Origin of the sequence: Roseobacter sp. MH60115 (genome assembly GCF_015644665.1) — a bacterium.
Lineage (GTDB): Bacteria > Pseudomonadota > Alphaproteobacteria > Rhodobacterales > Rhodobacteraceae > Roseobacter.
The window spans coordinates 781,609-804,852 of record NZ_JADOBQ010000002.1 but is presented as its reverse complement, the minus strand read 5'-3'; the positions used below and the strand labels follow the sequence as shown (position 1 = coordinate 804,852).

General features: G+C 58.6%; 24 protein-coding genes. 12 read left to right on the top strand and 12 right to left on the bottom strand.

The genetic code is table 11. The annotated features are described in order from the left end of the window. Positions 1-6: 6 nt before the first annotated feature. Entirely contained in the window at positions 7-507 is a 501-nt protein-coding gene (locus ISX84_RS09565) for an Lrp/AsnC family transcriptional regulator (protein ID WP_195820099.1), read from the bottom strand. Positions 508-705: 198 nt separating this feature from the next. On the opposite strand from ISX84_RS09565, the gene trxB reads away from it, so the two are divergent. The 3 genes from trxB to ISX84_RS09550 all read left to right on the top strand — a co-directional run bounded on the left by trxB (position 706) and on the right by ISX84_RS09550 (position 5,063). Then, complete coding sequence (trxB, locus tag ISX84_RS09560) at positions 706-1,707, top strand: thioredoxin-disulfide reductase (protein ID WP_195820098.1); 1,002 nt, start codon at positions 706-708, stop codon at positions 1,705-1,707. 158 nt (positions 1,708-1,865) lie between these two features. After that, positions 1,866-3,185: a cytochrome P450 gene (locus tag ISX84_RS09555; RefSeq protein ID WP_195820097.1), complete on the top strand. Its 1,320-nt coding sequence runs from the start codon at positions 1,866-1,868 to the stop codon at positions 3,183-3,185. 159 nt (positions 3,186-3,344) lie between these two features. After that, positions 3,345-5,063 carry a bifunctional sulfate adenylyltransferase/adenylylsulfate kinase gene (locus ISX84_RS09550; protein WP_195820096.1) on the top strand — a complete coding sequence of 573 codons (1,719 nt, stop codon included), beginning with the start codon at positions 3,345-3,347 and terminating at the stop codon, positions 5,061-5,063. Positions 5,064-5,121: 58 nt separating this feature from the next. Here the strand turns inward: ISX84_RS09550 and ISX84_RS09545 are convergent, their stop codons facing one another. The 3 genes from ISX84_RS09545 to ISX84_RS09535 all read right to left on the bottom strand — a co-directional run bounded on the left by ISX84_RS09545 (position 5,122) and on the right by ISX84_RS09535 (position 6,721). Then, a complete protein-coding gene (locus tag ISX84_RS09545; RefSeq protein WP_326838722.1) occupies positions 5,122-6,003 on the bottom strand; it encodes a PhzF family phenazine biosynthesis protein in 882 nt (293 codons plus the stop codon). 75 nt (positions 6,004-6,078) lie between these two features. Next, positions 6,079-6,303 (bottom strand): DUF1150 family protein, encoded by a 225-nt coding sequence (locus ISX84_RS09540; protein WP_195820094.1) that lies wholly within the window; start codon positions 6,301-6,303, stop codon positions 6,079-6,081. Between the two features lie 4 nt (positions 6,304-6,307). Beyond that, entirely contained in the window at positions 6,308-6,721 is a 414-nt protein-coding gene (locus tag ISX84_RS09535) for an Hsp20 family protein (RefSeq protein ID WP_195820093.1), read from the bottom strand. A gap of 159 nt (positions 6,722-6,880) precedes the next feature. Here ISX84_RS09535 and ISX84_RS09530 point away from each other — a divergent pair, with 159 nt between their 5' ends. The 3 genes from ISX84_RS09530 (at position 6,881) to ISX84_RS09520 (ending at position 8,749) form a co-directional block, all read left to right on the top strand. Beyond that, positions 6,881-7,105: a YdcH family protein gene (locus tag ISX84_RS09530; protein WP_195820092.1), complete on the top strand. Its 225-nt coding sequence runs from the start codon at positions 6,881-6,883 to the stop codon at positions 7,103-7,105. A gap of 95 nt (positions 7,106-7,200) precedes the next feature. Further along, positions 7,201-7,689: a 5-(carboxyamino)imidazole ribonucleotide mutase gene (purE, locus tag ISX84_RS09525; RefSeq protein WP_195820091.1), complete on the top strand. Its 489-nt coding sequence runs from the start codon at positions 7,201-7,203 to the stop codon at positions 7,687-7,689. Then, positions 7,682-8,749 carry a 5-(carboxyamino)imidazole ribonucleotide synthase gene (locus ISX84_RS09520; RefSeq protein ID WP_195820090.1) on the top strand — a complete coding sequence of 356 codons (1,068 nt, stop codon included), beginning with the start codon at positions 7,682-7,684 and terminating at the stop codon, positions 8,747-8,749. The genes purE and ISX84_RS09520 overlap by 8 nt, the downstream gene beginning before the upstream one ends. 8 nt (positions 8,750-8,757) lie before the next feature. Here ISX84_RS09520 and ISX84_RS09515 read toward each other — a convergent pair whose 3' ends face one another. Beyond that, positions 8,758-9,903 (bottom strand): alpha-D-ribose 1-methylphosphonate 5-triphosphate diphosphatase, encoded by a 1,146-nt coding sequence (locus ISX84_RS09515; protein WP_195820089.1) that lies wholly within the window; start codon positions 9,901-9,903, stop codon positions 8,758-8,760. Beyond that, positions 9,890-10,681: an alpha/beta fold hydrolase gene (locus ISX84_RS09510; RefSeq protein ID WP_195820088.1), complete on the bottom strand. Its 792-nt coding sequence runs from the start codon at positions 10,679-10,681 to the stop codon at positions 9,890-9,892. Before ISX84_RS09510 ends, ISX84_RS09515 begins: the two co-directional genes overlap by 14 nt. Before the next feature lie 71 nt (positions 10,682-10,752). On the opposite strand from ISX84_RS09510, the gene ISX84_RS09505 reads away from it, so the two are divergent. Next, positions 10,753-11,208, top strand: coding sequence for an NUDIX domain-containing protein (locus ISX84_RS09505; RefSeq protein WP_195820087.1), 456 nt, complete (start codon positions 10,753-10,755; stop codon positions 11,206-11,208). Here the strand turns inward: ISX84_RS09505 and ISX84_RS09500 are convergent. The 3 genes from ISX84_RS09500 to ISX84_RS09490 all read right to left on the bottom strand — a co-directional run bounded on the left by ISX84_RS09500 (position 11,174) and on the right by ISX84_RS09490 (position 15,081). Then, entirely contained in the window at positions 11,174-12,022 is an 849-nt protein-coding gene (locus tag ISX84_RS09500; RefSeq protein WP_195820086.1) for a DMT family transporter, read from the bottom strand. The genes ISX84_RS09505 and ISX84_RS09500 overlap by 35 nt on opposite strands. Before the next feature lie 755 nt (positions 12,023-12,777). Further along, a complete protein-coding gene (locus ISX84_RS09495; RefSeq protein ID WP_195820085.1) occupies positions 12,778-13,461 on the bottom strand; it encodes a sensor histidine kinase in 684 nt (227 codons plus the stop codon). A 129-nt stretch (positions 13,462-13,590) separates the two neighbouring features. Beyond that, positions 13,591-15,081, bottom strand: coding sequence for an extracellular solute-binding protein (locus ISX84_RS09490; protein WP_195820084.1), 1,491 nt, complete (start codon positions 15,079-15,081; stop codon positions 13,591-13,593). A 110-nt stretch (positions 15,082-15,191) separates the two neighbouring features. Here ISX84_RS09490 and ISX84_RS09485 point away from each other — a divergent pair, with 110 nt between their 5' ends. Then, the gene (locus ISX84_RS09485; RefSeq protein ID WP_195820083.1) at positions 15,192-17,141 is read left to right on the top strand and encodes an ATP-binding protein; all 1,950 of its coding nucleotides are present in this window, start codon (positions 15,192-15,194) and stop codon (positions 17,139-17,141) included. 30 nt (positions 17,142-17,171) lie between these two features. Beyond that, entirely contained in the window at positions 17,172-17,609 is a 438-nt protein-coding gene (locus ISX84_RS09480; RefSeq protein ID WP_195820082.1) for a response regulator, read from the top strand. A 161-nt stretch (positions 17,610-17,770) separates the two neighbouring features. On the opposite strand, the gene groL is transcribed toward ISX84_RS09480, so the two are convergent. The 3 genes from groL to ISX84_RS09465 form a co-directional block, all read right to left on the bottom strand. Continuing rightward, positions 17,771-19,414, bottom strand: coding sequence for a chaperonin GroEL (groL, locus tag ISX84_RS09475; RefSeq protein ID WP_195820081.1), 1,644 nt, complete (start codon positions 19,412-19,414; stop codon positions 17,771-17,773). A gap of 67 nt (positions 19,415-19,481) precedes the next feature. Further along, entirely contained in the window at positions 19,482-19,769 is a 288-nt protein-coding gene (gene groES / locus ISX84_RS09470; RefSeq protein WP_159980541.1) for a co-chaperone GroES, read from the bottom strand. 195 nt (positions 19,770-19,964) lie between these two features. Beyond that, the gene (locus ISX84_RS09465) at positions 19,965-20,645 is read right to left on the bottom strand and encodes a DUF2161 domain-containing phosphodiesterase (protein WP_195820080.1); all 681 of its coding nucleotides are present in this window, start codon (positions 20,643-20,645) and stop codon (positions 19,965-19,967) included. 137 nt (positions 20,646-20,782) lie between these two features. Between ISX84_RS09465 and ISX84_RS09460 the strand changes: the two genes are divergently transcribed. The 3 genes from ISX84_RS09460 to ISX84_RS09450 all read left to right on the top strand — a co-directional run bounded on the left by ISX84_RS09460 (position 20,783) and on the right by ISX84_RS09450 (position 23,186). Continuing rightward, positions 20,783-21,703 (top strand): manganese-dependent inorganic pyrophosphatase, encoded by a 921-nt coding sequence (locus ISX84_RS09460; RefSeq protein ID WP_195820079.1) that lies wholly within the window; start codon positions 20,783-20,785, stop codon positions 21,701-21,703. A gap of 76 nt (positions 21,704-21,779) precedes the next feature. Continuing rightward, a complete protein-coding gene (locus tag ISX84_RS09455) occupies positions 21,780-22,652 on the top strand; it encodes a TIGR01459 family HAD-type hydrolase (protein ID WP_195820078.1) in 873 nt (290 codons plus the stop codon). Positions 22,653-22,742: 90 nt separating this feature from the next. Then, positions 22,743-23,186 (top strand): MaoC family dehydratase, encoded by a 444-nt coding sequence (locus ISX84_RS09450; protein ID WP_195820077.1) that lies wholly within the window; start codon positions 22,743-22,745, stop codon positions 23,184-23,186. The last annotated feature ends 58 nt before the right edge of the window (positions 23,187-23,244 follow it).

Below are 23,244 nucleotides of genomic sequence, written 5' to 3'. Positions count from 1 at the left end.
CCGTTCCTAGGCGGAGGTGCTCAACCGCTCTTCCAACACGTCAAACGGGACGCCCGGCTCGTCCTTGGCCCCGCGAATAACGAGGGATGTCTTCACGCTCGCCACATTCGGGGTCGTGAGCAATTCACCCGTCAGGAACCGCTGGAAACTGGATAGATCAGGGGCGGCACATTTGAGGATGAAATCCACCTCACCGTTCAGCATGTGACACTCCCGGACAAGCGGCCAGGCCCGGCAGCGATTCTCGAAGGCTGTCAGGTCCGCCTCCGCCTGGCTCGCCAGCCCGACCATCGCGAAAACCTGCACCTCGAACCCCAACGCACGCGCGTCCACCTCGGCATGATAGCCCTTGATGTATCCCGCTTCCTCCAGCGTGCGCACCCGGCGCAAACAGGGCGGCGCGGAGATACCCACACGCTTGGCCAATTCCACATTGGTCATACGACCATCTGCCTGCAATTCGGCGAGAATCTTTCGATCAATCGGATCCAGTCGTGTTACAGCCATATCGCCCCCGGATTTTTCGGTTGTTATACCACCGCGCCCAGCACGCGCAATAATATTTCGTAAACGCGCAAGATTCTTTCCGCCACCCCCGAAACCTGCAACCCGGACTTGCAGCCACGGCAAGCACGGCGGGGGTTTAAGAGCGGCCCCGCCCGCTATATATCCGGAGGGCTGTTATGACATCGATTGGGGACTCCTATGGCTGAGACAAGACAAACACGCGTGCTGATCATCGGATCGGGACCTGCCGGGTATACCGCAGGTGTCTATGCGAGCCGCGCGATGCTGAACCCCATTCTGGTGCAGGGGATCGAACCCGGCGGCCAGCTGACCACCACCACCGAGGTTGAGAACTGGCCCGGTGACAGCGAAGTGCAGGGCCCGGATCTGATGATCCGGATGCAGGAGCACGCCAAGGCCATGGGCACCGAAATCATTGGCGATATCATCACCGATCTTGATCTGTCCCAACGCCCGTTTGTGGCCAAGGGCGACAGCGGTACCACCTACATCGCCGAAGCGGTCATTCTGGCAACAGGCGCACGCGCCAAATGGCTGGGTCTGCCGTCTGAGGAGAAATTCAAGGGCTTTGGTGTGTCCGCCTGTGCCACCTGCGATGGTTTTTTCTATCGCGGGCAGGAAATTGTCGTCATCGGTGGTGGCAATACCGCCGTAGAAGAGGCGCTGTTCCTGACCAACTTTGCCTCCAAGGTGACGCTTGTGCACCGCCGCGATGAGCTGCGGGCCGAGAAAATCCTGATCGACCGGCTGATGAAGAACCCCAAGATCGAGCCGCTGTGGTTCCACGAGCTGGATGAAGTCGTCGGCACGGAAAATCCGCTGGGGGTTGAGGCCGTGCGCGTCAAGCACACCAAGACCGGTGCAGTTACAGAGATCCCGGCCAAAGGCGTTTTTGTCGCCATCGGCCATGCGCCCGCCAACGAATTGGTCAAGGACGTTCTGGACACCCACATGGGTGGCTACGTGGTCACGAAGCCCGACAGCACGGAAACCTCCATTCCGGGCGTTTTTGCCGCAGGCGATCTGACCGATCACAAATACCGTCAGGCGGTGACTTCGGCCGGCATGGGCTGCATGGCCGCACTGGAGGCGGAACGGTTCCTCGCCGAAAATGAAGGGGCCGAGATCTCATTGCCATTGGGCTACGGCGCCGAAGTGGCCGAAAGCGCCGCAGAGTAACCACGTCTCTCCGAGAATGCTGCACGTACCGGCACCCCGGTTGTGCCGGGGTGTTGCGTGCGCGCGGTGGGTTAAGAGCCCTCACATCTCCTGACGGGATAAGTCGGTTTGTGCCTCTTGTGGCGCATCCCGATTTTCCTGCTCAGCGAGGTTCACTCATGCCCACCAAAGCCGCCCTTGCGCATATTCCCGGCCCGCCTGCCCTGCCGCTCATCGGCCACACGCTGACCATTGTGAAGGACAGCTATGGTACACAGCAGGACTACATCCGCCGCTACGGCCCGGTGTATAAAACCAACATGCTGGGGGTCTGGCGCGTGAACCTCTGCGGCGCGGATGCCATGGAATTGGTGCTGCTCGACCGCAAGGAGCTGTTCTCTTCCGAAGGCGGCTGGGACGCGCTCAAACGGATTTACCCCGGTGGATTGCTGCTGCAGGACTTTGACCATCATCGGGCAAACCGCCGGATCATGCAGGCGGCGTTCCGGGCCTCGGCCATTCGCGACTACCGGCTGCGGATGACCGGCGCGATGGCGGATCTGCTGGAAAGCTGGCCCAACGGCGAACCATTTTGTTTTTACAAGGCGGTCAAGGATTTGACCCTGCGGCTGGGTGGCGCCGTTTTCATGGGCCTGCCGCTGGATGGCCCGCTGGCCCGTCAGGTCAACCGAGCCATTCAGGATGAAATCCGCGCCTCTCTGGCCGTGATCCGCCACCCCATCCCCTTAACGCCAATGTGGCGCGGCGTGCGCGGGCGGCACTTCCTGCGCGAAACCTTCCGCAAGCTGATCCCCGAACGCCGGGCACAAGGGGGCGATGATTTCTTCTCCCAGATGTGCCTTGCACGGGATGAAGACGGGCGCGGATGGGATGAGGACCAGATCCTAGATCAGTTCAACCTGCTGATCATGGCCGCCCATGACACCACCGCCACCGCCCTGACCGTGATGATCGAAGCACTGGCCTCTCACCCGGATTGGCAAGACCGGCTGGCTGACGAAGTTGCGGGGCTTGGGGACGGCCCCCTGGACGAAGACGCGCTGGCCAAGATGACCCAGACGAACAATGTCTTCCGCGAGGCACTGCGCCTGGTGCCGCCCGTACCCTTCATTCCCCGGCAAGCCACGCGCGATTTTCACTGGCGCGGGTTCGATATCCCGGCGGGGACCTCGCTGGCGCTGAACCCGGGCGTGACGATGCTCTCGCCTGAGCACTTCACCAGCCCGACCACCTTTGACCCGGATCGATTTACCCCTGAGCGCGCAGAAGACCAGAGCCACAAGTTCGCCTGGACACCTTTCGGTGGGGGCGCACATAAATGCATCGGCATGCATTTTTCCACGCTGCAGGTGAAGCTCTTCGTGGCCACCCTGCTGCGCAAACGCCGCGTGCAACTGGCCGCCGCTGCACCGGAATGGCAGCGCATGCCGATCCCGAAACCGAAAGGTGGATTGCCTATCCTTCTCTCACCTGCCTGATCAGGACCCGCCGTCGTCCTGCGGTATGCATGTCTCGGATAGGGGAATTGCGCTGAGCTGATCCATTCTTTGCTTGAAAACACCTCGCTTGACGCGCTAAGGGCCAGCGGAAGGCATTTTTGGGGGGAAATGCCACTGAATTTGTAAGCGAGTGAATTGATGACTACAGCGCCCCTCTCTCCGATTTCCGAACTCTATGTGTCCTACGAATCCGCCCAAAAGCTGAAGCTTGAGGCCGGCGACCTGCTGAGTTGGGATCTGACACCCCGCCAGATCTGCGATCTGGAACTCCTGATGAACGGCGGTTTCAATCCGCTCAAAGGGTTCCTGTCGGAGGCTGACTACGACAGCGTCGTGGATAAGATGCGTCTGGCCGATGGCACGCTGTGGCCCATGCCGATCACGCTGGACGTGAATGACGCCTTCGCGGACCAGCTTGAGGTCGGTCAGGACATCGCGCTGCGCGATCAGGAAGGCGTGATTCTGGCCACCATGACCGTTACGGACCGCTGGACACCGAACAAGGCGCTCGAAGCTGAAAAAGTGTTTGGCGCCGATGACGAAGCCCATCCTGCCGTGAACTACCTGCACAATCACGCAGGCAAGATTTACCTCGGTGGTCCCGTGACCGGCATCCAACAGCCTGTGCACTATGATTTCCGCGCCCGTCGCGACACGCCGAACGAAATGCGAGCCTTTTTCCGCAAGGTGGGGTGGAAACGCGTCGTGGCGTTCCAGACCCGCAACCCGCTGCACCGCGCGCATCAGGAACTGACCTTCCGCGCCGCCCGCGAAGCACAGGCCAACCTGCTGATCCATCCGGTTGTCGGGATGACAAAACCGGGTGACGTGGATCACTTTACCCGCGTGCGCTGCTACGAGGCCGTTCTGGACAAATACCCGGCGGCGACGACATCCATGTCCCTGCTCAACCTCGCCATGCGCATGGCAGGCCCGCGTGAAGCGGTCTGGCACGGTCTGATCCGCAAGAACCACGGCTGCACGCATTTCATCGTAGGTCGCGACCACGCAGGCCCCGGCAAGAATTCCGCCGGCGAAGACTTTTACGGGCCCTACGATGCACAAGACCTCTTCCGCGAGCATCAGGAAGAGATGGGCATCGAAATGGTCGACTTCAAACACATGGTTTGGGTCCAGGAACGCGCGCAATATGAACCGGCAGATGAGATCAAGGACAAAGACAAGGTCACGATCCTCAACATCTCGGGCACCGAGCTGCGCCGCCGTCTGGCCGAAGGGCTGGAAATTCCGGAATGGTTCTCTTTCCCGGAGGTCGTCACCGAGCTGCGCCGCACGCGTCCGCCGCGCAGCCAGCAGGGTTTTACCGTTTTCTTCACCGGTTTCTCCGGCTCCGGCAAATCCACCATCGCCAACGCGCTGATGGTCAAGCTGATGGAAATGGGCGGGCGTCCGGTGACCCTGCTCGACGGTGATATTGTCCGCAAGAACCTCAGCTCCGAACTGGGCTTCTCCAAGGAGCACCGTGATCTGAACATCCGCCGTATCGGCTATGTGGCATCCGAGATCACCAAGAACGGTGGCATCGCCATCTGCGCGCCCATCGCGCCTTACGCCACCACCCGCCGGGCCGTGCGCGAAGACATCGAATCCTTCGGTGCCTTTGTGGAGGTGCATGTCGCCACCTCGATCGAGGAATGCGAGCGCCGTGACCGCAAGGGGCTTTATAAGCTGGCGCGTGAAGGGAAGATCAAGGAATTCACAGGGATTTCAGATCCCTATGACGTGCCTGCCGATCCAGAACTTCGTGTGGAAACGGAGAACGTCGATGTGGACAGCTGCGCCCATCAGGTGCTTTTGAAACTGGAAAGCATGGGGCTGATCGCCGGTCGTAGCTGATCGGTTTTGATGCCCGAAGTGAAAGCCGCCATCCGGATGGATCGGCGGCTTTTTGCGTCTAAAGACTGCGTGGCAAGTGGACCGTGCCCGACATGACGATGGCACCGTGCCCTGAGACCTCGACGCCAGTGATCGCATCCCTGGGTCCGAGAACACGCACCTGAGCGCTGCCCGGGCGCCCCATGCCATGGCCTTGTTCGGCGGTGAAGTCAGGGCTGTCGATCAACCCGCGCGCCCAAAGATACGACGCCATCGCCCCGGTGGCAGAGCCGGTAAAGGCGTCTTCAGCAGGGCTTGGCGGCGCCAGCAGCAGCCTGCTGAAGGTATCACCGGATGGCGTGGCGCCTGACCGTGCGACCCAGAACGGCTCCATCATGTTGCTGTCAGATTGCCCCATATGGGCGCAGAGCGCCTGCAGGGCCGCGCCATCGAACTGCAGGTTTTCAACTGTTGTGCGATCCTTGAGAACGGTCACGCAGAACGGCAACCCGGTGGAGACGATCTGGGGCGGCGCGACGATGTCTTCCGCCCGGATCCCACCAACGGCCGCAACGAGGTCGGCGGGAGCCTCGGGACCAAACTCAGGCGCAATCTGGGTCATCTTGACCTCTGTGCCCGACACCTCAACGGGAATGAGCCCGGCCTGCGTCTCAAGCGTCAGCGACCCATCCTGCACAATCCCGCGCGCCCGCAGCGCGGCGACGGTGGCAATGGTCGGATGTCCGGCAAAGGGTATCTCCCGGCTGGCCAGGAAGTATCGCACCCGGATATCCGCCACCTCCGACGGGCCGGTGAACGTGCACTCCACCAAAGATGTTTCGCGGACGTAGGCCATGCAGACGTCGTCTGGGACACCTGCGGCGTCATGGACAACAGCACAGCCGTTTCCGCCAAAGGCGACCTTTGAAAACGCATCCACCCAATCAAAGTCAAACTGCACCGGCGCCCCCTTGAAACAGAAAAGGCCGCAGCACCCTGCGGCCTTGTCGATCATTTTCACGCCGTGGGCGGGGCGTCAATGCACCGCGACAGCCTCGTAATCGTTCTGACGTGCCAGCTTGAAGGCCAGCTTGCGGTCAGCGACCAGGGCCAGTTGCTGGCCATCGCTGTCATGGACCGCGTAGAGCTGATCCAGATCGCCTGCCTGATCGCGCACCTCGCTTGGCAAATCGGTCACATCGACGGCTTTCACATAGACGATGCGGTTCTCAACGGGCGCTGTTTCAAATGGTTCTTGCATGTTGTCACCCTTTCTTGATGTTGATGGTCTGCACGACGGTCTGTGGTTTCGCACGGGTCAGGTCCACGTGCAGCAGACCGTTCTCCATGATCGCTTCCCCCACATCGACGCCATCGGCGAGCACAAAGCTGCGCTGGAATTGCCGCGCGGCAATGCCACGATGCAGGAAAACCCGGTTGTCCGTGTCCTCGCTCTGTCGTCCCCGGATGACCAGTTGCCGGTCCTCAACGGTGATCGAAAGATCGTCTTCGGCAAAGCCTGCCACGGCAAGCGTGATGCGGTAGGAGTAATCCGACGTCTGTTCGATATTGAACGGCGGGTAGCCTTCGTTACCGGATTTCGCAGTACGCTCCAGCAGTCTTTCAAGTTGCTCGAACCCCAACATATGGGGGTAGGAACCCAGGGTCATTTTCGTCATGCGACACGTCCTTATCAGTCAAGCGACAGTCAGTTTCGGGTCCCGTTTCGGCGGCCCGTAGCCTAAATATGGGGAGCAACAGGCCCTGACGCAAGGGCTATGCGGAGAGTTGGTGAACGCGTATGATGAGAGCCACCCGCTCAACGGAATCACGGATTTATGAACGCACCCACTGACCTGTCGATGAAAACCGATGACGTGTTGCGCGTTGAGCTTGCGGTATTCCAGCGTGAGCACCGCGATCTGGACGAAGCCATTCATGCGCTTTCCGAGAAGGGCATGGGGGATCAGCTGACCCTGCAGCGGCTCAAGAAACGCAAACTGCGGCTGAAGGATCTGATCGCCCAGATCGAAGATCGCCTGACACCCGACATCATCGCCTGAGCGGCCCCAAAAAAACACCGATGACTGCGCATTGCCTCCGCTTTTTCTTTGGCTATAGTGCCGCTTCCTGAACCTGGGCCGAGGGAGGCTTTCACATGACCGGACCCGCTGTGGGCATCATCATGGGCAGCCAGTCGGATTGGCCCACAATGCGCGAAGCTGCCGACCTGCTCGACACGTTGGGCGTCGCCTTTGAGAAACGCATCGTCTCGGCGCACCGCACCCCTGATCGGCTGTGGGACTATGGGCGCACGGCCGTTGAACGCGGGGTGCAGGTGATCATCGCAGGCGCCGGTGGGGCGGCCCATCTGCCCGGCATGATGGCGTCGAAAACACGGGTGCCGGTGATCGGCGTGCCGGTGCAGACCAAGGCGCTGTCGGGTGTGGATTCGCTCTACTCCATTCTGCAGATGCCGCGTGGCTACCCGGTCGCCACGATGGCCATCGGCGCGTCAGGTGCCGCAAACGCCGGGCTGATGGCGGCGGGCATTCTCGCTTTGCAGGATGCGGCATTGGCGGGGCGGCTGGACGCATGGCGCGCCGCACTTTCCGCCTCCATCCCCGAGGTTCCGACTGATGACTGATCCGCTGCCCACCGGCGCAACAATCGGCATTCTGGGCGGTGGACAGTTGGGCCGTATGCTGTCAGTGGCCGCGGCACGGCTTGGGTTTCGCACGCATGTCTTTGAACCCGGGGCGGAACCGCCTGCCGGACATGTCTGCCACCAGCTGACAACGGCTGCGTATGATGACGCTGCGGCACTGCAACGCTTTGCGCGTGGCGTCGATGTGGTGACGTACGAATTTGAGAACATTCCCACGGCTGCGCTGGACATCCTCGAAGCGCTCAAACCGATCAGGCCGGGGCGTGAGGCGCTGCGCATCAGCCAGGACAGGCTGACGGAAAAGACGTTCCTGCAAGATCTCGGGCTGAATGTGGCCCCTTTTGCGGATGTTGCAGATGCGGAAGCCCTGCGCGCGGCTGTCTCGAAAATCGGGACGCCATCGATCCTGAAAACCCGGCGCTTTGGCTATGATGGCAAGGGGCAAGCCCGCTTGAAGGCCGCCGAAGACATGGAGACGGCATGGGCGGATATGGCGGATCAACCGGCCATTCTGGAAGGTTTCGTCGATTTCACCCACGAGGTTTCAGTGATCGCGGCGCGCAGCCCACGGGGCGACGTCGCCTGCTATGACCCAGGCGAAAACGTGCACCGTGACGGTATTCTGCACACCACAACCGTGCCCGCGCGCCTGAGCGCGTCGCATCGAACCGATGCTGTGCTGATCGCCGCTAAAATCCTGAACGCGCTCGACTACGTTGGGGTCCTTGGCGTCGAACTTTTCGTCACGGGCCAAGGATTGATCGTAAATGAAATCGCACCGCGCGTGCACAACTCCGGCCATTGGACGCAGAATGGCTGCGTTGTCGATCAGTTCGAGCAACACATCCGCGCCATTGCAGGTTGGCCCCTTGGGGACGGTACGCGATATGCAGATGTGGTCATGGAAAACCTGATCGGCGACGATATAGACCGTGTGGCTGGGTATTCCCGGCAGGCGGATACGGCGCTGCATCTTTACGGCAAGGCCGACACAAAGCCGGGACGCAAGATGGGCCACGTGAACCGTGTTGTGAAGTAAAGCGGCACTCAGGCGGCAAAAAAGCGATCGGCGATCTCACCTGACAAGTGACTGAAGCGGCCTGCGACAAGTGTCGCGGCAACGCGTTGTGTTGCGGCATCAAGGATCACGATATCCGCACGCTTGCCCGGCGTCAGGGTCCCCCGGTCGGTCAGGCCGAGCACCTGTGCAGGCCCCTCCGAAATCAATCGCCAACTCTCGGCCAAGCTGGCGACCCCCGATTTCTGCAATATCAGCGCCGCGCGGCGCGGGCTGGGATAGTGGTAGTCAGAGGCGAGCGCGTCACACAGCTCCATGCTGATCAGCTCCAACGCAGAGACGTTGCCGTTGTGCGATCCGCCGCGCACCACGTTGGGCGCACCCAGCACCACGGGATCACCCGACGCTTTTGCCGCCTCCGCCGCCTCCAGCGTTTCGGGAAACTCGGCAATCAGCACGCCCCGGTCATGCCAGATTTTGCGCTGCTCCCGGCTCGCGTCGTCATGGCTGCCCATCTGCTTGCCCTGCGCACGCAGTCGCGCGCAGAGCGCATCCAGCGCCTCCGGAACCATGTCTGTCTGCGCATGCAGCTTTTGCATCATCGCGAAATGATCATCCGGATTGCGCCCGGCCTTGAGCGCCTGGCCCACCATACGCGGCGGTTTACGCCCCTCGGAGAGCCGCTGATGGGGCAAGTGATCGTTAAAAACCACGTAGTCCACACCCCACGCATCCACGCGTGAAGGCAGGCTGTCATAGAGGTCGAGAAGGTGGGTTTCGAACCGCAATTGCGCCCGCAGGTCCGTCACCAGCGACGGGCGGACGTCACGGATCGCGCCAAAAACCTGATCTGCAAACGCGAGGCCGCGCAACCCGCCTTCCCAGCTGACAAACTGTGCCAGCACGGCGGTGGTGACGCCATTCGCGGCCAGTTCCGCCTCGGCAGCGACAAGGCCTTCGGCCATTTGCTTCATGGCGCCCCGGCGCGGCGCGAGGTGACGTTCAAACCCATCGCCGTGCAGATCAACAATGCCCGGCAGGACAAGATAACCGTCAAGGTTCACCGACCTTCCAGCCACCCCGTCAACAAGAACACCATCCGAAAGGGACAGGTCATCGACGCACAACCCTTCCCTCCGCAACACCTGTCCGCCCTGAAACCTAAGGTCGGCCAATCATTTCCCCCACACTCGGCACACAATTGCCATTCGGGCAGCCAAGCTGAGACAGGACCGCATCAAACCAGGTCAGCGAGCGATCAAAACGCCCGGTGTTCAGAAAGGCCACCGTCTGCGCAATCACCCGCGGGTTGTTCATCATGAAAGTATGGGTCACCGGCAGGACGATGTGATCGTTCATGCCCGCCACGCGGGTTGACGCCACCGACACCTTACCATCGTCACGTCCCGGCAGGAGGGAGGAAAAGTAGGGGTTCAGCGACTGGTCCCCGGCGATCACGCCCAGATCAAACGTGACCGGCGGCAAGCGACGCGGAAGATCCTCTGGCCCCGTGCCCAGCTGCGCGCCCGCCGGACCGCTGATCCAGTCAAAGGCTTCGATATCGTCCAGTGCATCCACGACTTCGCTCCCTTGGTTGGGCGGGGCCAGCATCACGACGCGACCAATCCGAGCGGCGTCCGTGCTCGCCACCCATTGCCGCAACAGGATACCGCCCATGGAGTGGGTCACGAAGTCGACCTTTCCGCGCGGGCCGCAGTTTGCCATCGCATCGGGCAGCGTCTGCGCAACGAGCTCTGCAACGGGCGCTTCGGTTGACGGGTAGCCGGGGCGCACGACCGTGTAGCCTTCGGCATTCAGCGCCGCTTCCATGACCGCGAAGGAAAGCTCGGTACGCGCCAATCCATGCAACAGGATGGCACATCTTGCCTGGGCCGTCGTTGCCGCGACGACGAAGGCACAGGCGGTCAGCAGAATTTTTGCAGTTCTGGTCATGACTACGGAGATAATGCGAATGTGGCCATGAAAACAGTGTAACGTCACGCGTATTTGACGAAAGAGGGTTTATGTCATCAAAAGCGGTGCGTTTGGCAGCACGGGCAGTGATTGTTCACGAGAAACGCCTTCTTTTGGTCAATGCCTGGGCAAACGGGCGCAGCACTTTGCTCTGCGCCCCGGGCGGCGGTGTCGAAGTGGGGGCATCGCTGACGGAAAATCTGGCCCGTGAGGTTGAGGAAGAGACGGGGCTCACTGTTAAGGTGGGCGCGCCCTGTCTGGTCAATGAGTTTCACGATCCGAGCAGTGGCTTTCATCAGGTCGAGATATTCTTTCGATGCAGTATAAAAGGTAGCCCGGTCATCCCCCAGACTTGGCAGGATCCGGAAAGGATTGTCGACCGGCATGTATGGGCCAGGGAAACCGAAGCCTCTGGGTTGCACATCAAACCCGATAGCCTGGTTGGCGTCGCCTTTGCGCGCACCCCACAGATCAGCTACGACCCTCTTGAACGGATCGTGATGTGATGGCCAGTGCAATGCCGCAGATCACCATCACAGCGGCGATGGCCACAATGATGGTGACAGGCTCGCCCAGCAAAATCGCGCCACCGATCAGGGCGATGACCGGAACACTCAGTTGCACCACGGGCGCGAGGTTCTGTGGAAGCTGAGGCAACACGCTGTACCAAAGCGCGTAGCCGAGACCCGATGTGACCCCGCCGCACAGGATCGCCAATCCCCAGCCGATAGCGGTTGTCTGCGCCGCAAACCCAACCAAGGCCATCGTGACAATGGGCAGGCAGAGGATAAAGTTTGCCGTTGTGGCCGCTAGCGGGTTGGCCGCCCCCCGTCCGGAGATTGTGTAGACCGCCCAGCCGAGCCCAGCGACGATCATGAATGCGGCGCCAATGACATCCGACTGGCCGCCCGGGCCTGGCCACAAGGCAAGAAGCAGCCCCAGAAAGGCAATCCCCGCGCCAAACAGTTGCCGACTATTCGGGTGCGCGCCCGTCATCGCGGCGTGGGCAAACATTGAGATTTGCACGACCCCAAAGAGGATCAACGCCCCAAGGCCCGCGTCAAGGGTCAGGTAAGCAAGGGAAAACCCGGCCATATAGGCTGCGAGACTGATGGCTCCAGCCACGCGGCCGCGCTGCAGCAGCTGAAGCTTGCCGCCCTTCAAAGTCGTGATAGCGCACAGCACGACCACGCCGCCGAGGACGCGGATAATGGCAAAACTGTTTGGATCGATGTGCCCGCCATCAACTGCCATCCGCGTTAGGACAGAATTGGCCGCAAAGGCGATCATCGTAAGGGACGTCAAAAGAAACAAGCGCATCACACCGCAATAGACGTTCCATTCCCAGTCGCCAACCCATTCTCATCATTGAATTTTGCAGCTGGTACTGGCTCGGCGTCGCGAATGAAGTTGGCAGAAGCCCGCTGTACTTAGGTAGAGGCGGAGTCTTCTTGCCTTCAATACATCCCTTCTCAGTTTGCTTGTTTGACCTTCCCACTCTTTTTCACACAGCCCTTTCGACTGCGTTTATTCTTCCGACCGTCCCGCTTTTTCGCGAGGTGCAATCGGTCAGCATAGGCACCTCAACCATACCAGCCGACCCTCTTTGCGGGGACCATCATAGGTTCCGCTCCGGTGGGGGCTTTTGCTGTACTACGCTAAGCGAAGCAGCATGAGCGCCTCCTCGCATTGAAGGTCAAATCCGGCGAACTTTGGTTGCTTTGGCGAGCAATTCGAGTGCTTCCAATTCTTATCCTGCCCTGTTGATTGCTGCCGCCGCGAAACGGGGGAAAAGAGAGGCACCGGAGTTTGGACCACATGCCACTATACGTTCGCGACACGCTTCCGTCTTGGACGTTTTCTAGACCAGTGTGGAGGCAGGATGGATCGATGCGGCGAAACCAGAAGGCGACCCGCGTGAGAAATCCGTCGTACAAACCGGAAATGCTGACAGGTCTCAAATAGGCTAGAACTCTTTCGTCGACATGCCCAGACAAGAGGCATTCACGGGCGACATCTTCACTAGAAGTAAAGTTAGCTATCGGTTTTTGTATATGCTTTGGGACGGGTTGTGCCTAAGCGGCGAGGCGCACTTCAATTGTGGCCCCGCGGCCTTCGGGATTTTCGATAATGCGGACGTCCCCATCATAGTATTGCGCTATCTTGCGCGTGACGGCCAAGCCCATACCGCTGCCCTCAATCTCATCGCGCGGCCGCAGCGTTGTCATTGCGCCGAAAACCTTCTCGTGAAATCCTGCCGGAATGCCAGGGCCGTTGTCACGGACCGAAACGACGATTTGGTCATTGTCGCGGTACGAGGAAACAATCACTTTTCCAACGGTTCGGTCATGATGCTTGATCGCATTGGAAATGAGCGCTGTGAGCAGGGTCAGGATGTCCCTGTCCCCGATGCTGATCCGATCACAATCCAAGGCGCGCACGACTTTGAAGCCAGACGGGATATGCATCTCCTCCAGCACATCATTCAGCGCTTGGTTGAGATCGACCTCTTCAACGGACTGCATGCGTCCCACCCGTGAGAATGTCAGCAGGTCAACCAGCATGCGATCCAGCCGACCAGTGTGCCTGTTCATCAGATCGATGCTCTCAGCAACAGAGCCCTCTACACGCACCCCCGCCTCCGTCAGGTCTTCCGCGATCCATTGTGGCAATTCGATCAGTGCGCGCACGGAATTGCGCACATCATGACTGATGAGATAGATAAAATCCTCAAAATCCTTCGATGAAGGAGATGTCATCACCGGTGTGGATTTCGCAGTTGCACCATACGAAGAAACATGTCGTGTCATGGAAAAAAGGGCCCTGAGATTTCTTGTCCGCTGCAGCATAGGAAAGAGCGCTGAATACACTATTAACGGGAGTGAATTTCACGCTTCATTTTTGTCTCGCAAGTATTGGGAGACGGCAGGGGGGTATTTCGCTCTCAGTTGTTGCCATCTGTTGATTTGCGCAGCCCTCCCGATGCGGCTGGTAATCATTTCCCAAAGCTGCGAGGCGCGTTTCAGCGCGTTCTTTGACGTGACATTTCCATTGATCGCATCGGCCAGCGCTTCGTTCAGAACACGGAAGTACTCGGCCTGGCCCATCAGGTAGAGATCGGGAATCGCCTGTTGTAAGCTGTCCTTGTGCACATCCAGAAACGGCTTGGAATACACGTCCTGAATAACAGGGTCATTGTAATGCTCAGGCCGGGTCGGATCGAAAAAGCCGCCACTTTCGCGCACCGCCCTTGTCGACATTTCCGGACTCGAGGCAAAAAGCGAAAACAGATATCCGACGCGAGGTTGCGTCGAGGCCCGGTTGATCACGTAACTCCATCCCCAGTTGAAATAGGGAATCGGCACGACGGCGCCGCCGGGGCCAATCGCCCCACCCGGTGTCGGGCCATAGCTCAATCGGTTTTTCACGGCAGAGCCAGACCGATTGTAGTATTTCTGCGACCCACCCCAGCCGATATTGCAATAGGATCTCCCCTCAGCAAACGTCCTCCATGTTTCTGAAAACGTTGAATTTTTTGCATCTGGATGAAGAAATTCAGCTGACCGGATCATGTCGTCCAGAGCGGCCTGACCTTCCACCGAGTCGATCTGAGAGACCATATCTTCCGAAAACGGCCATACACCATATGCGTGAAAGCGCACCCACCACTCCCAAGCAAGATATCCGGAGGCCCGCAGAAGCATGCCGCCCCATTGATTGTCTTCGGGACGGTGAAACCACTCCATCTGACGGTCCAGTTCCGCCCAGCTTTGCGGTACATCCAGAGAGGTGCCGAACCTGTCTTCGTACCCAGCCGCCTCCGTCGGATTTTCAAGCATGTCCTTGTGATAGAACATGAGATAGGCGTCACCATCCGCCTGAAATCCATATGTTTTGTGATCAAAACTGTCGCCGATACGATAGAGGGCGTCATCGCGGAACGACGCCGGCTCATACTCCGAAACGAATGTATCGAGCGGCAACACGACATCCGATGCGACCAGATCAGCAACCCCAAAGGTCGCCGGCAAGGCGACGTCGAACTGGCTCTCACCCGCGATCACTTCCAGCGCGATCTGTGTATTCAAGCTCTCGGATGGGACGATGCGGAGTTTGATTTCCACGCCCGTCATCTCCGTGAATGCCCGCGCGATCGGTTCGAGATTCTTTTGAGAGCCATCAGGACACAACACGGACAAAACACCCGGTTTGGCACCGACAACATCCTTCACCCATGCGGCGACCTGCGCATGCAACGGCAGACTGGATTGGCCCATCGCGCCTACCGGCAGTACACCCGAGACACCAAGCGCCGCAGCTGACTGCAAAAGCGATCGGCGCGATAAAGACGCCCTAGAGGTTATTTTCAGGTTCGACATGCGCGCAATCCTCCCGGCGGTGCCATGAACCTAGTTTTCTGCACTTAAGATAAGTTTAAACCATCCTGTGTATTCCCTCCGGTGTGAAAACGCCAAAGACACTCCAGCCCATGAAACGCGGCCTGTTCTCCGGAATTGTCACCCGATTGCGGTTGCTTCTGTTGGTGGGGGGCCTCGTCACCGTTGCGGCCTGCCTTGCCGGTTTTGTGCAACTCCGGGATATCTCGTCCGCACATAGGGCTTTGACCCAGGGCGCCCTGCCGGTTCTGATTCAAACGCAAGCGGTTGAGCGCGAATTAAGCAACATGTTCATGTCGTTGGAACGCGCAACCCTTGCCGAGAACGCAAGTCAACTGAGCAAAGCGCAAGACGAATTGCTGTTGAAGATTCAGGGCTTTCGTGACCAGGTCTTAGATGTTGCGGAGGCGCGTGAACACTCTGACCTGACCGACCGCCTGATTGCCAGGCTCGATCGTTTGGAAAGCTCAACTGAAGAGCTTTTTGAACAGAAAAAAACGCTTTTCCGGACAGAAGCTCAGCTTGAGGCTCTCAAGCGAGAACTCACCGGCGTCAGGACCGATGCACGTAAGGCGCTTGAAAGCCTGAACTATCAAATCACCGTAGAGATTGAAGCCCTACTGAGCCAAGCACGCGAGGGGAGCATCGAATCTGTCGACATCATTGACCAGTTGTTCTCCGATCTGTTTCTGGCCTCTCTCAACCTCAACAGCCTCTCTATGGATATTGAAACCGTAATCGACCTGGCAAGGTTCGATCAAGGTAATGAAACTGCAAAAACTTTTTTTCAACTGCGCACCACTTTGGAGCGCAAGCTGAGGCGTATCGCTTCTATTCTTGCGCAGATCAATCCGAGCGCACAGCGAACGGAACTCGCAGGGCTGACGATCAGACTGAATTCCGGGCTGCTCGGCGACGCGGGTTTGATCGCGATCGGGGAAGCGCGGCTCGCTCACAAGGAAAAGCTAATTGCGCTGCGGCAGGCGCGAGTGGCACTTGCAAGCGAGATATCGCAATTCGTTGAAGTGTTGACAGAGCAGTCGGTCGCATCGGTTGCCGAGAAATCTCAGCTTTTGAACACTGCAACACAGCTGTTATCGCTGGTTCTGGCGGTATCCCTGCTTCTGGCCGCCATGACCACGCTGGTCGGCAACTCGATCATCATCGAAAAGCAAATCAACAGCAGAATGGGTCGCCTGCATCATGCAGTGCGCGAGATTGCAGAGGGCAACCTTGATCATAAGATCGACGTCGGGGGGCAAGATGAACTGGGCGATCTGGCACGCGCGCTGTCGATTTTCAAACAGAATGCCGAGGAGTTGAAGCGCTCCAATGTGGATCTTGAACGCTTCGCATATGTTGCAGCCCACGATTTGCGCTCGCCACTCCGCGCTGTGTATGATCTGGCAGAATGGACGCTGGAGGATGAGGAAAACGCACTGTCGACCGACAGCCGCAGCTATCTCGAAATGATGCAGAGCCGGGCAAAGAGACTGGACAGGCTGCTAACCGACCTTCTGGACTATGCGCGCGCCGGGCAAGAGAACGATGGTCTCGCCGATTTGGACATGGCGCGACTGATCGATCAGATTTCCACCATGTTGAATCCCAAGGACGGCTTCAGGATCAAGTACACCGGAGAGGTCGGCGAAATTCGAACACATACAACGCCTTTGACACAAATTCTGATCAACCTGATTTCAAACGCGATAAAGCATCATGATTGCACCACTGGCAACATCACGGTTTCGGCACACTTTGAGGGCGACCAGTTCTTTGTCGAGGTCGCGGATGATGGTCCCGGCATTCCACAGGAGTATCAGGAGCGGATTTATCAGCTGTTTCAGACCCTGCGCCCGCGCGACGAGGTAGAGGGCAGCGGATTGGGCCTCGCAATCATTCGTAAACTACTGGACCGCTACAAGGCTGACATCGTGCTGGACTCCAATCCGGAAAAGGGACGCGGCGCTCGTTTCCGTTTCAGCTTCCCTGCTGAGGAATGCGCTGAAACCTCACAAGCAACACAGGCTGATGCGGCATAAGAAGTGACACCTTAACAAGAGGTTTTGACGATGCAGGATAGAACAAAAGAAGCCACGTTCCTTCTGGTGGATGACGATCTCATCAGCATCATGGCGATGAAACGGGCGTTAAAAAAACTGAAGATTGTGAACAAAACACTGGTTGCGAAAGACGGACAGGAAGCTCTGGACATTCTGCAGGCCGCCGCACGGGAGGGGCCGAGTGGATTGCCCCCATTCATCGTGACATTGGATCTCAACATGCCGCGTATGAATGGGTTGGAGTTTCTGGAGTCTATCCGCGCGGATCCGGCTCTTCAACGAACAGTCGTATTCGTGTTCACCACCTCCGACATGCCGCATGACATCCAATCGGCTTACAGCAAAAACGTTGCCGGTTATCTGGTCAAGGAAAACCCGAGTGAAACATTCTCGGAAGCGTTGGAGATGCTGGGCAGTTATTCGAGGATTGTCGAGTTGCCGACCTGACAACTGATGAAAGCGGGATCACGCGATTCTGGTCCCGTCTCTCTCGACACTCGCGCAAGGGTTTTCCCCCAGATGGGCCTGTTTGCTCTCAAAACAGCGCCTTCCAGACAAAAAAGGGCCCGCCTTGCGGCGAGCCCTCCATTTTTGCCTGGTGGCGTGGCTTACATCATGCCGCCCATGCCGCCCATGTCGGGCATGCCGCCTGCGGGGGCTGCGCCCTCTTTGGCCGGCTTGTCTGCAACCATGGCTTCTGTCGTGATCAGAAGGCCGGCGATCGAAGCTGCATCTTGCAGCGCAGTACGCACAACTTTGGCAGGATCGATCACACCGAACTTGAACATGTCGCCATATTCTTCGGTCTGCGCGTTGAAGCCGAACTTCAGGTCATCGCTCTCGCGAATTTTGCCAGCCACGACGGAGCCGTCCACGCCTGCGTTTTCAGCGATCTGACGCAGAGGTGATTCAAGCGCCTTGCGCACGATGGAGACACCGACGTTCTGATCGTTGTTGTCGCCCTTCAGGCCTTCAAGCGTTTTACCGGCCTGAACCAGCGCAACACCACCGCCGACAACGATACCTTCCTGAACGGCAGCGCGGGTCGCGTTCAGCGCGTCATCGACACGGTCTTTGCGCTCTTTCACTTCCACTTCGGTCATGCCGCCGACGCGGATCACCGCAACACCACCTGCCAGTTTGGCAACGCGCTCTTGCAGCTTTTCACGGTCGTAGTCCGATGTGGTCTCTTCGATCTGCGTGCGGATCTGAGCAACGCGTGCTTCGATCTCGGCCTTCTCGCCCGCGCCATCGACGATGGTTGTCTCATCCTTGGTGATCTGAACTTTCTTGGCGGAGCCCAGCATGTCCATTGTCACCGACTCAAGCTTCATGCCCAGATCTTCGGAAATGACCTGACCGCCTGTGAGAATCGCAAGGTCCTGCAACATCGCTTTGCGACGATCACCGAAACCAGGGGCTTTCACAGCCGCAATTTTCAGACCACCGCGTAGCTTGTTCACAACCAGAGTTGCCAGCGCTTCACCTTCGACGTCTTCTGCAACAATCAGAAGCGGTTTTTGCGACTGGATCACTTGCTCCAGCAGCGGCACCATGGGCTGCAGCGAAGACAGTTTCTTCTCGTGCAGCAACACGATGCAGTCTTCCAGCTCGGTGGTCATCTTGTCGGCGTTGGTGACAAAGTAGGGGGACAGGTAGCCGCGGTCGAATTGCATACCCTCGACGACGTCTGTTTCTGTTTCCAGACCTTTGTTTTCCTCGACGGTGATCACACCCTCGTTGCCAACTTTCTGCATCGCATCCGCGATTTGTTGACCGATTTCCGCTTCGCCATTGGCAGAGATCGTACCGACCTGAGCAACCTCATCGCTGTCGGAAACAGGACGCGATGCCGCTTTGATCGATTCGACGACTTTGGTTGTCGCCAGATCAATGCCGCGCTTGAGGTCCATCGGGTTCATACCGGCAGCAACCGACTTCATGCCCTCTTTGACGATGGCTTGCGCCAGAACGGTTGCCGTTGTTGTACCGTCACCCGCTTCGTCATTGGTGCGCGATGCAACTTCCTTGACCATCTGCGCGCCCATGTTCTCGAACTTGTCTTCCAGTTCGATCTCTTTGGCAACGGAAACACCGTCCTTGGTGATGCGCGGTGCGCCGAAGGATTTGTCCAGAACCACGTTGCGGCCTTTTGGACCCAGCGTGACTTTGACCGCGTCTGCAAGGATGTTCACACCCTTGAGCATACGGTTACGGGCATCGGTGTCGAATTTGACGTCCTTAGCAGCCATGTTGTTTTCTCCTCTTGAGAATATCTATTTCGAGTTCAGCGATTGAAAATCAGAGCAGCGCGACGGCTTACTCGATGATCCCCATGATGTCGCTTTCCTTCATCATCAGCAGTTCTTCACCGTCGAGCGTGACTTCCGTACCGGACCATTTGCCGAACAGGATCTTGTCACCGGCTTTGACGGCCATCTCGATCAGCTCGCCGCTGTCTTTGCGTGCACCGGCACCCACGGCGACAACTTCGCCCTCGGATGGTTTCTCTTTTGCACTATCGGGGATGATCAGCCCGCCAGCAGTTTTCTCTTCGCTTTCCGTGCGGCGTACCAGCACGCGGTCATGAAGCGGTTTCAATGCCATCTTTGCAGCTCCTTAAGGCTCAAAGTTTCTCCCAGTTGACCCGAACGACATTGCCTTGCACCCGGGTCGTTAGCACTCAACTCATCTGAGTGCTAACGGCGCATAGCTAGGCATGTGCCATCGGCCTGTCAACCAATCGGTTTGTGAAAATTCATGCCATTTGCCGGTTTTTGCCTGCTGCATCGCAGCAATAGCTCAGTCCGCGCCCAGCACCTTGGCGCTCTCGGCAACTGCTGCAGCACCAGCCGGTGTCAAACCGTATATCCCGGTCTCCACCCGTTCAAACCAACCATAATGGTCATCGGCCATCATGCGCGTGGCGCGTGGAACACCGGTCTCGCGGGCCACATCGGCCCCCTTGCTTGCACCGGCCTCATACAAGTAGAGCGCGATCTTCAGCGTGTCCTGCCTGTACGCCGTTACAAGCCCACTGCGCGTCTGCCCCCCATCGTTGGGATCGCCCCGTCGCCGGGCAAATTCGCGCAGCAAAGCGCCTTCGCGCTGCTTGGATTTACGAGGCTGGTAAAGACCCGGGTCGCAATGCACCTGAACCAATCCATCCGACAGACGCACGGTGATCATGCCAAGCCCCAAGCGGCGCGCAAGTTTCAGATTGTCTTTGACAGACTTGGCAAATCGCTTGCCGGTCTGACGCGGCACCGCCAGATAGACGTCTTCCGTCAACGATTGACGGGCCACGCATTGATGGAAGAGCGACAGCGAGAACCCGAGCTTCAACTCGACCACCACCGGCGCCTCCCCACCACGCACCGCCATGACGTCCACCGCACCGACTTCCGATTTGACCACATACCCCTGTTCTTCCAGGAAGGATTTGATTGGCGGATAGAGATCGGTTTCGCGTGGCTTCGACATACGCAAGACCTATCACCAATCGAAATCACAGGCCAAGCGACAAGCCGCATTAAGGCCGATGTCGGCAGGGCGTGACATCGCTGACCACGCCTCCTATAAGGCGCGCAAAATGACCCTTGAAATGCTAGGAATCTCTGATGAGCACGCTTGTTTTTGGCCATAAATCTCCAGACACGGACAGCACCGGATCCCCCATCATCTGGGCGTGGTACCTCAACCAGATCAAAGGTGTCGCCGCCAAGCCCGTGCTGCTGGGCGAACCGAACACCGAAGCGCTTTTCATGCTGGATCGCTGGTCGCTGGACAAGCCGGAGATCATCACGGAACTGGCGGCGGACACGCCCGTTGTGATTGTCGATACCAACAACCCCGCCGAATTGCCGGACAACATCAACGATGCGGATATTCAGGGCATCATTGACCACCACAAGCTGGTTGGCGGGCTGGAAACAAAGGGCCCGATCGATATCCGTATCGAGCCGCTGGCCTGCACCGCGACGATCATGTGGAAGATGATCGGCAAGAACCTGGCGCAGATGCCAACGGAGATCAAAGGGGCGATGTTGTCGTGCATCCTAAGCGATACGCTGGAGTTTCGCAGCCCGACAACCACCAATGAGGACAAGGCCATCGCCTGGGAACTGGCCGAAGACCTCGGCGTCGATATCAAGGCCTATGCGGCCGAGATGTTCGCCGCGAAATCCGATGTCTCCGCTTTCTCCGAGGCGGAATTGCTGCGGATGGACAGCAAGGAATATGAAGTGGACGGCAAACAGTTCCGCGTCTCCGTGCTGGAAACCACCTCGCCGCAGATGGTGCTGGACCGCAAAGACGCGCTGATGGCCGCGATGCCCGGTGTGGCCGAAGAAGATGGCGCCGATCAGGTACTGTTGTTCGTGGTCGATATTCTGGAAGAAGAGGCAACCCTGCTGGTGCCCAACGATCTGGTGAAAACCGTGGCGGAGAAGAGCTTTGACGCTACGGTTTCCGGTGACACGGTCGTTCTGCCCGGCATCATGAGCCGCAAGAAGCAGATCATTCCCAACCTCAAGGTATAACCTCAGCGCCCGGCGTCTTCGCGCCGGGCCTTGCCGGGCCGCTGCGCCTGTCTCACATCATAGGAGCAGACCGTCCATGAGCCGAATTGTCACTCAACTGAGCGAGATCTCCGCGCAATATGATGCGCTTTTCGTGGACCTCTGGGGCTGCGTGCACAACGGTGTCAACGCCCTGCCCGAGGCCGTAAGCGCCCTGCAAAACTACCGCGCGCAGGGGGGCAAGGTCGTGCTGGTCACCAACTCGCCCCGTCCACGGGCAGGTGTGGAAAAGCAACTGATCACCTTTGGGGTGCCGGATAACAGTTGGGACACGATTGCCACGTCGGGGGACAGCGCCCGCTCTGCCATGTACCGCGGCATCGTCGGCGAGAAGGTCTGGCATATCGGCTATCCGGGTGAAGAGAAATTCTTTGAACCCATCGGTGTGGTCGAAGATCCGGTGGACATTCGCATGGTGCCTTTGGAAGAGGCGGAGGGCATCGTCTGCACCGGTCCGCGTGATCCACTGGCCGACCCGTCGGTGATGCGCCCGGAGTTCCTGATGGCCAAGCAAAGCGGGCTCAAACTGCTCTGCGCCAACCCGGATATTGTCGTCGACCGGGGCGAACAACGCGAATGGTGTGCGGGTGCGCTTGCGCAGCTATATGCCGAGATGGGTGGTGAAAGCCTGTACTTCGGAAAACCGCATCCGCCGATCTACGATCTGGCGCGGCGCAGGCTTTCCGCGCTTGGCACGGATATCCCCGACAGCCGCATCTTGGCTATCGGCGATGGCGTTCTGACGGACATCGCAGGTGCCATGGGCGAAGATATCGATTCGCTCTTCATCTCTGGCGGCCTTGCAGCCGCGGAGACCAGAACAGAAACCCAACCGGACCCGGACGCGCTAACCGCTTATCTACAAAAAGAAATGTCCAATCCGACCTACACAATAGGGTACCTTCGCTGACCTATTTTTCGCTTGCTTTTCTGCAATTGCGAAGTAATTAAGTTTCAACAATTACGACGTAATGATTAGAAAATTACCGGAAGGGCCATCATGTTGGACAATTTGCCCCGCGGCACGATCTGCATCGAAGACATTGAAATGGGGATGTCACGCTACCTGCAGAAGGTGGTGACCGACGAAGACATCGAGATGTTCGCGCAGATCTCGACAGACCGGAACCCGGTGCATCTGGATGATGACTATGCCCGCGACACGATCTTTCAGGGGCGGATCGCCCACGGGATGCTGACCGCCGGGTTGATCTCGGCGGTAATTGGCGAACAGCTCCCCGGGCACGGCACAGTCTACATGGGGCAATCTTTGAAGTTTCTCGCGCCCGTGCGCCCCGGTGATCTCGTACATGCCGAGGTTAAGGTGATCGACATCGAGGTGTCGAAGCGCCGCGTGAAGCTGGAATGCCATTGCGAAGTGGACGGCAAGAAGGTTCTGATCGGCGAAGCCACGGTCATGGCCCCCTCCCGCAAATTCGACTGATTTCCTTGCGCCCGTCTGACCCGCTCGGATCGTAAGCGCGCGCTTGCGTGTCCTGCGC

Excerpts from the sequence above, each read along its gene's own strand:
- trxB (WP_195820098.1), top strand. The coding sequence starts at position 706 with ATGGCTGAGACAAGACAAACACGCGTGCTGATCATCGGATCGGGACCT.
- ISX84_RS09540 (WP_195820094.1), bottom strand. The coding sequence starts at position 6,303 with ATGCAAGAACCATTTGAAACAGCGCCCGTTGAGAACCGCATCGTCTAT.
- ISX84_RS09555 (WP_195820097.1), top strand. The coding sequence starts at position 1,866 with ATGCCCACCAAAGCCGCCCTTGCGCATATTCCCGGCCCGCCTGCCCTG.
- ISX84_RS09520 (WP_195820090.1), top strand. The coding sequence starts at position 7,682 with ATGACTGATCCGCTGCCCACCGGCGCAACAATCGGCATTCTGGGCGGT.
- ISX84_RS09490 (WP_195820084.1), bottom strand. The coding sequence starts at position 15,081 with ATGTCGAACCTGAAAATAACCTCTAGGGCGTCTTTATCGCGCCGATCG.
- purE (WP_195820091.1), top strand. The coding sequence starts at position 7,201 with ATGACCGGACCCGCTGTGGGCATCATCATGGGCAGCCAGTCGGATTGG.
- ISX84_RS09505 (WP_195820087.1), top strand. The coding sequence starts at position 10,753 with ATGTCATCAAAAGCGGTGCGTTTGGCAGCACGGGCAGTGATTGTTCAC.
- ISX84_RS09495 (WP_195820085.1), bottom strand. The coding sequence starts at position 13,461 with ATGACATCTCCTTCATCGAAGGATTTTGAGGATTTTATCTATCTCATC.
- groES (WP_159980541.1), bottom strand. The coding sequence starts at position 19,769 with ATGGCATTGAAACCGCTTCATGACCGCGTGCTGGTACGCCGCACGGAA.
- ISX84_RS09550 (WP_195820096.1), top strand. The coding sequence starts at position 3,345 with ATGACTACAGCGCCCCTCTCTCCGATTTCCGAACTCTATGTGTCCTAC.
- ISX84_RS09455 (WP_195820078.1), top strand. The coding sequence starts at position 21,780 with ATGAGCCGAATTGTCACTCAACTGAGCGAGATCTCCGCGCAATATGAT.
- ISX84_RS09565 (WP_195820099.1), bottom strand. The coding sequence starts at position 507 with ATGGCTGTAACACGACTGGATCCGATTGATCGAAAGATTCTCGCCGAA.
- ISX84_RS09530 (WP_195820092.1), top strand. The coding sequence starts at position 6,881 with ATGAACGCACCCACTGACCTGTCGATGAAAACCGATGACGTGTTGCGC.
- groL (WP_195820081.1), bottom strand. The coding sequence starts at position 19,414 with ATGGCTGCTAAGGACGTCAAATTCGACACCGATGCCCGTAACCGTATG.
- ISX84_RS09485 (WP_195820083.1), top strand. The coding sequence starts at position 15,192 with ATGAAACGCGGCCTGTTCTCCGGAATTGTCACCCGATTGCGGTTGCTT.
- ISX84_RS09450 (WP_195820077.1), top strand. The coding sequence starts at position 22,743 with ATGTTGGACAATTTGCCCCGCGGCACGATCTGCATCGAAGACATTGAA.
- ISX84_RS09500 (WP_195820086.1), bottom strand. The coding sequence starts at position 12,022 with ATGCGCTTGTTTCTTTTGACGTCCCTTACGATGATCGCCTTTGCGGCC.
- ISX84_RS09510 (WP_195820088.1), bottom strand. The coding sequence starts at position 10,681 with ATGACCAGAACTGCAAAAATTCTGCTGACCGCCTGTGCCTTCGTCGTC.
- ISX84_RS09465 (WP_195820080.1), bottom strand. The coding sequence starts at position 20,645 with ATGTCGAAGCCACGCGAAACCGATCTCTATCCGCCAATCAAATCCTTC.
- ISX84_RS09480 (WP_195820082.1), top strand. The coding sequence starts at position 17,172 with ATGCAGGATAGAACAAAAGAAGCCACGTTCCTTCTGGTGGATGACGAT.
- ISX84_RS09460 (WP_195820079.1), top strand. The coding sequence starts at position 20,783 with ATGAGCACGCTTGTTTTTGGCCATAAATCTCCAGACACGGACAGCACC.
- ISX84_RS09535 (WP_195820093.1), bottom strand. The coding sequence starts at position 6,721 with ATGACGAAAATGACCCTGGGTTCCTACCCCCATATGTTGGGGTTCGAG.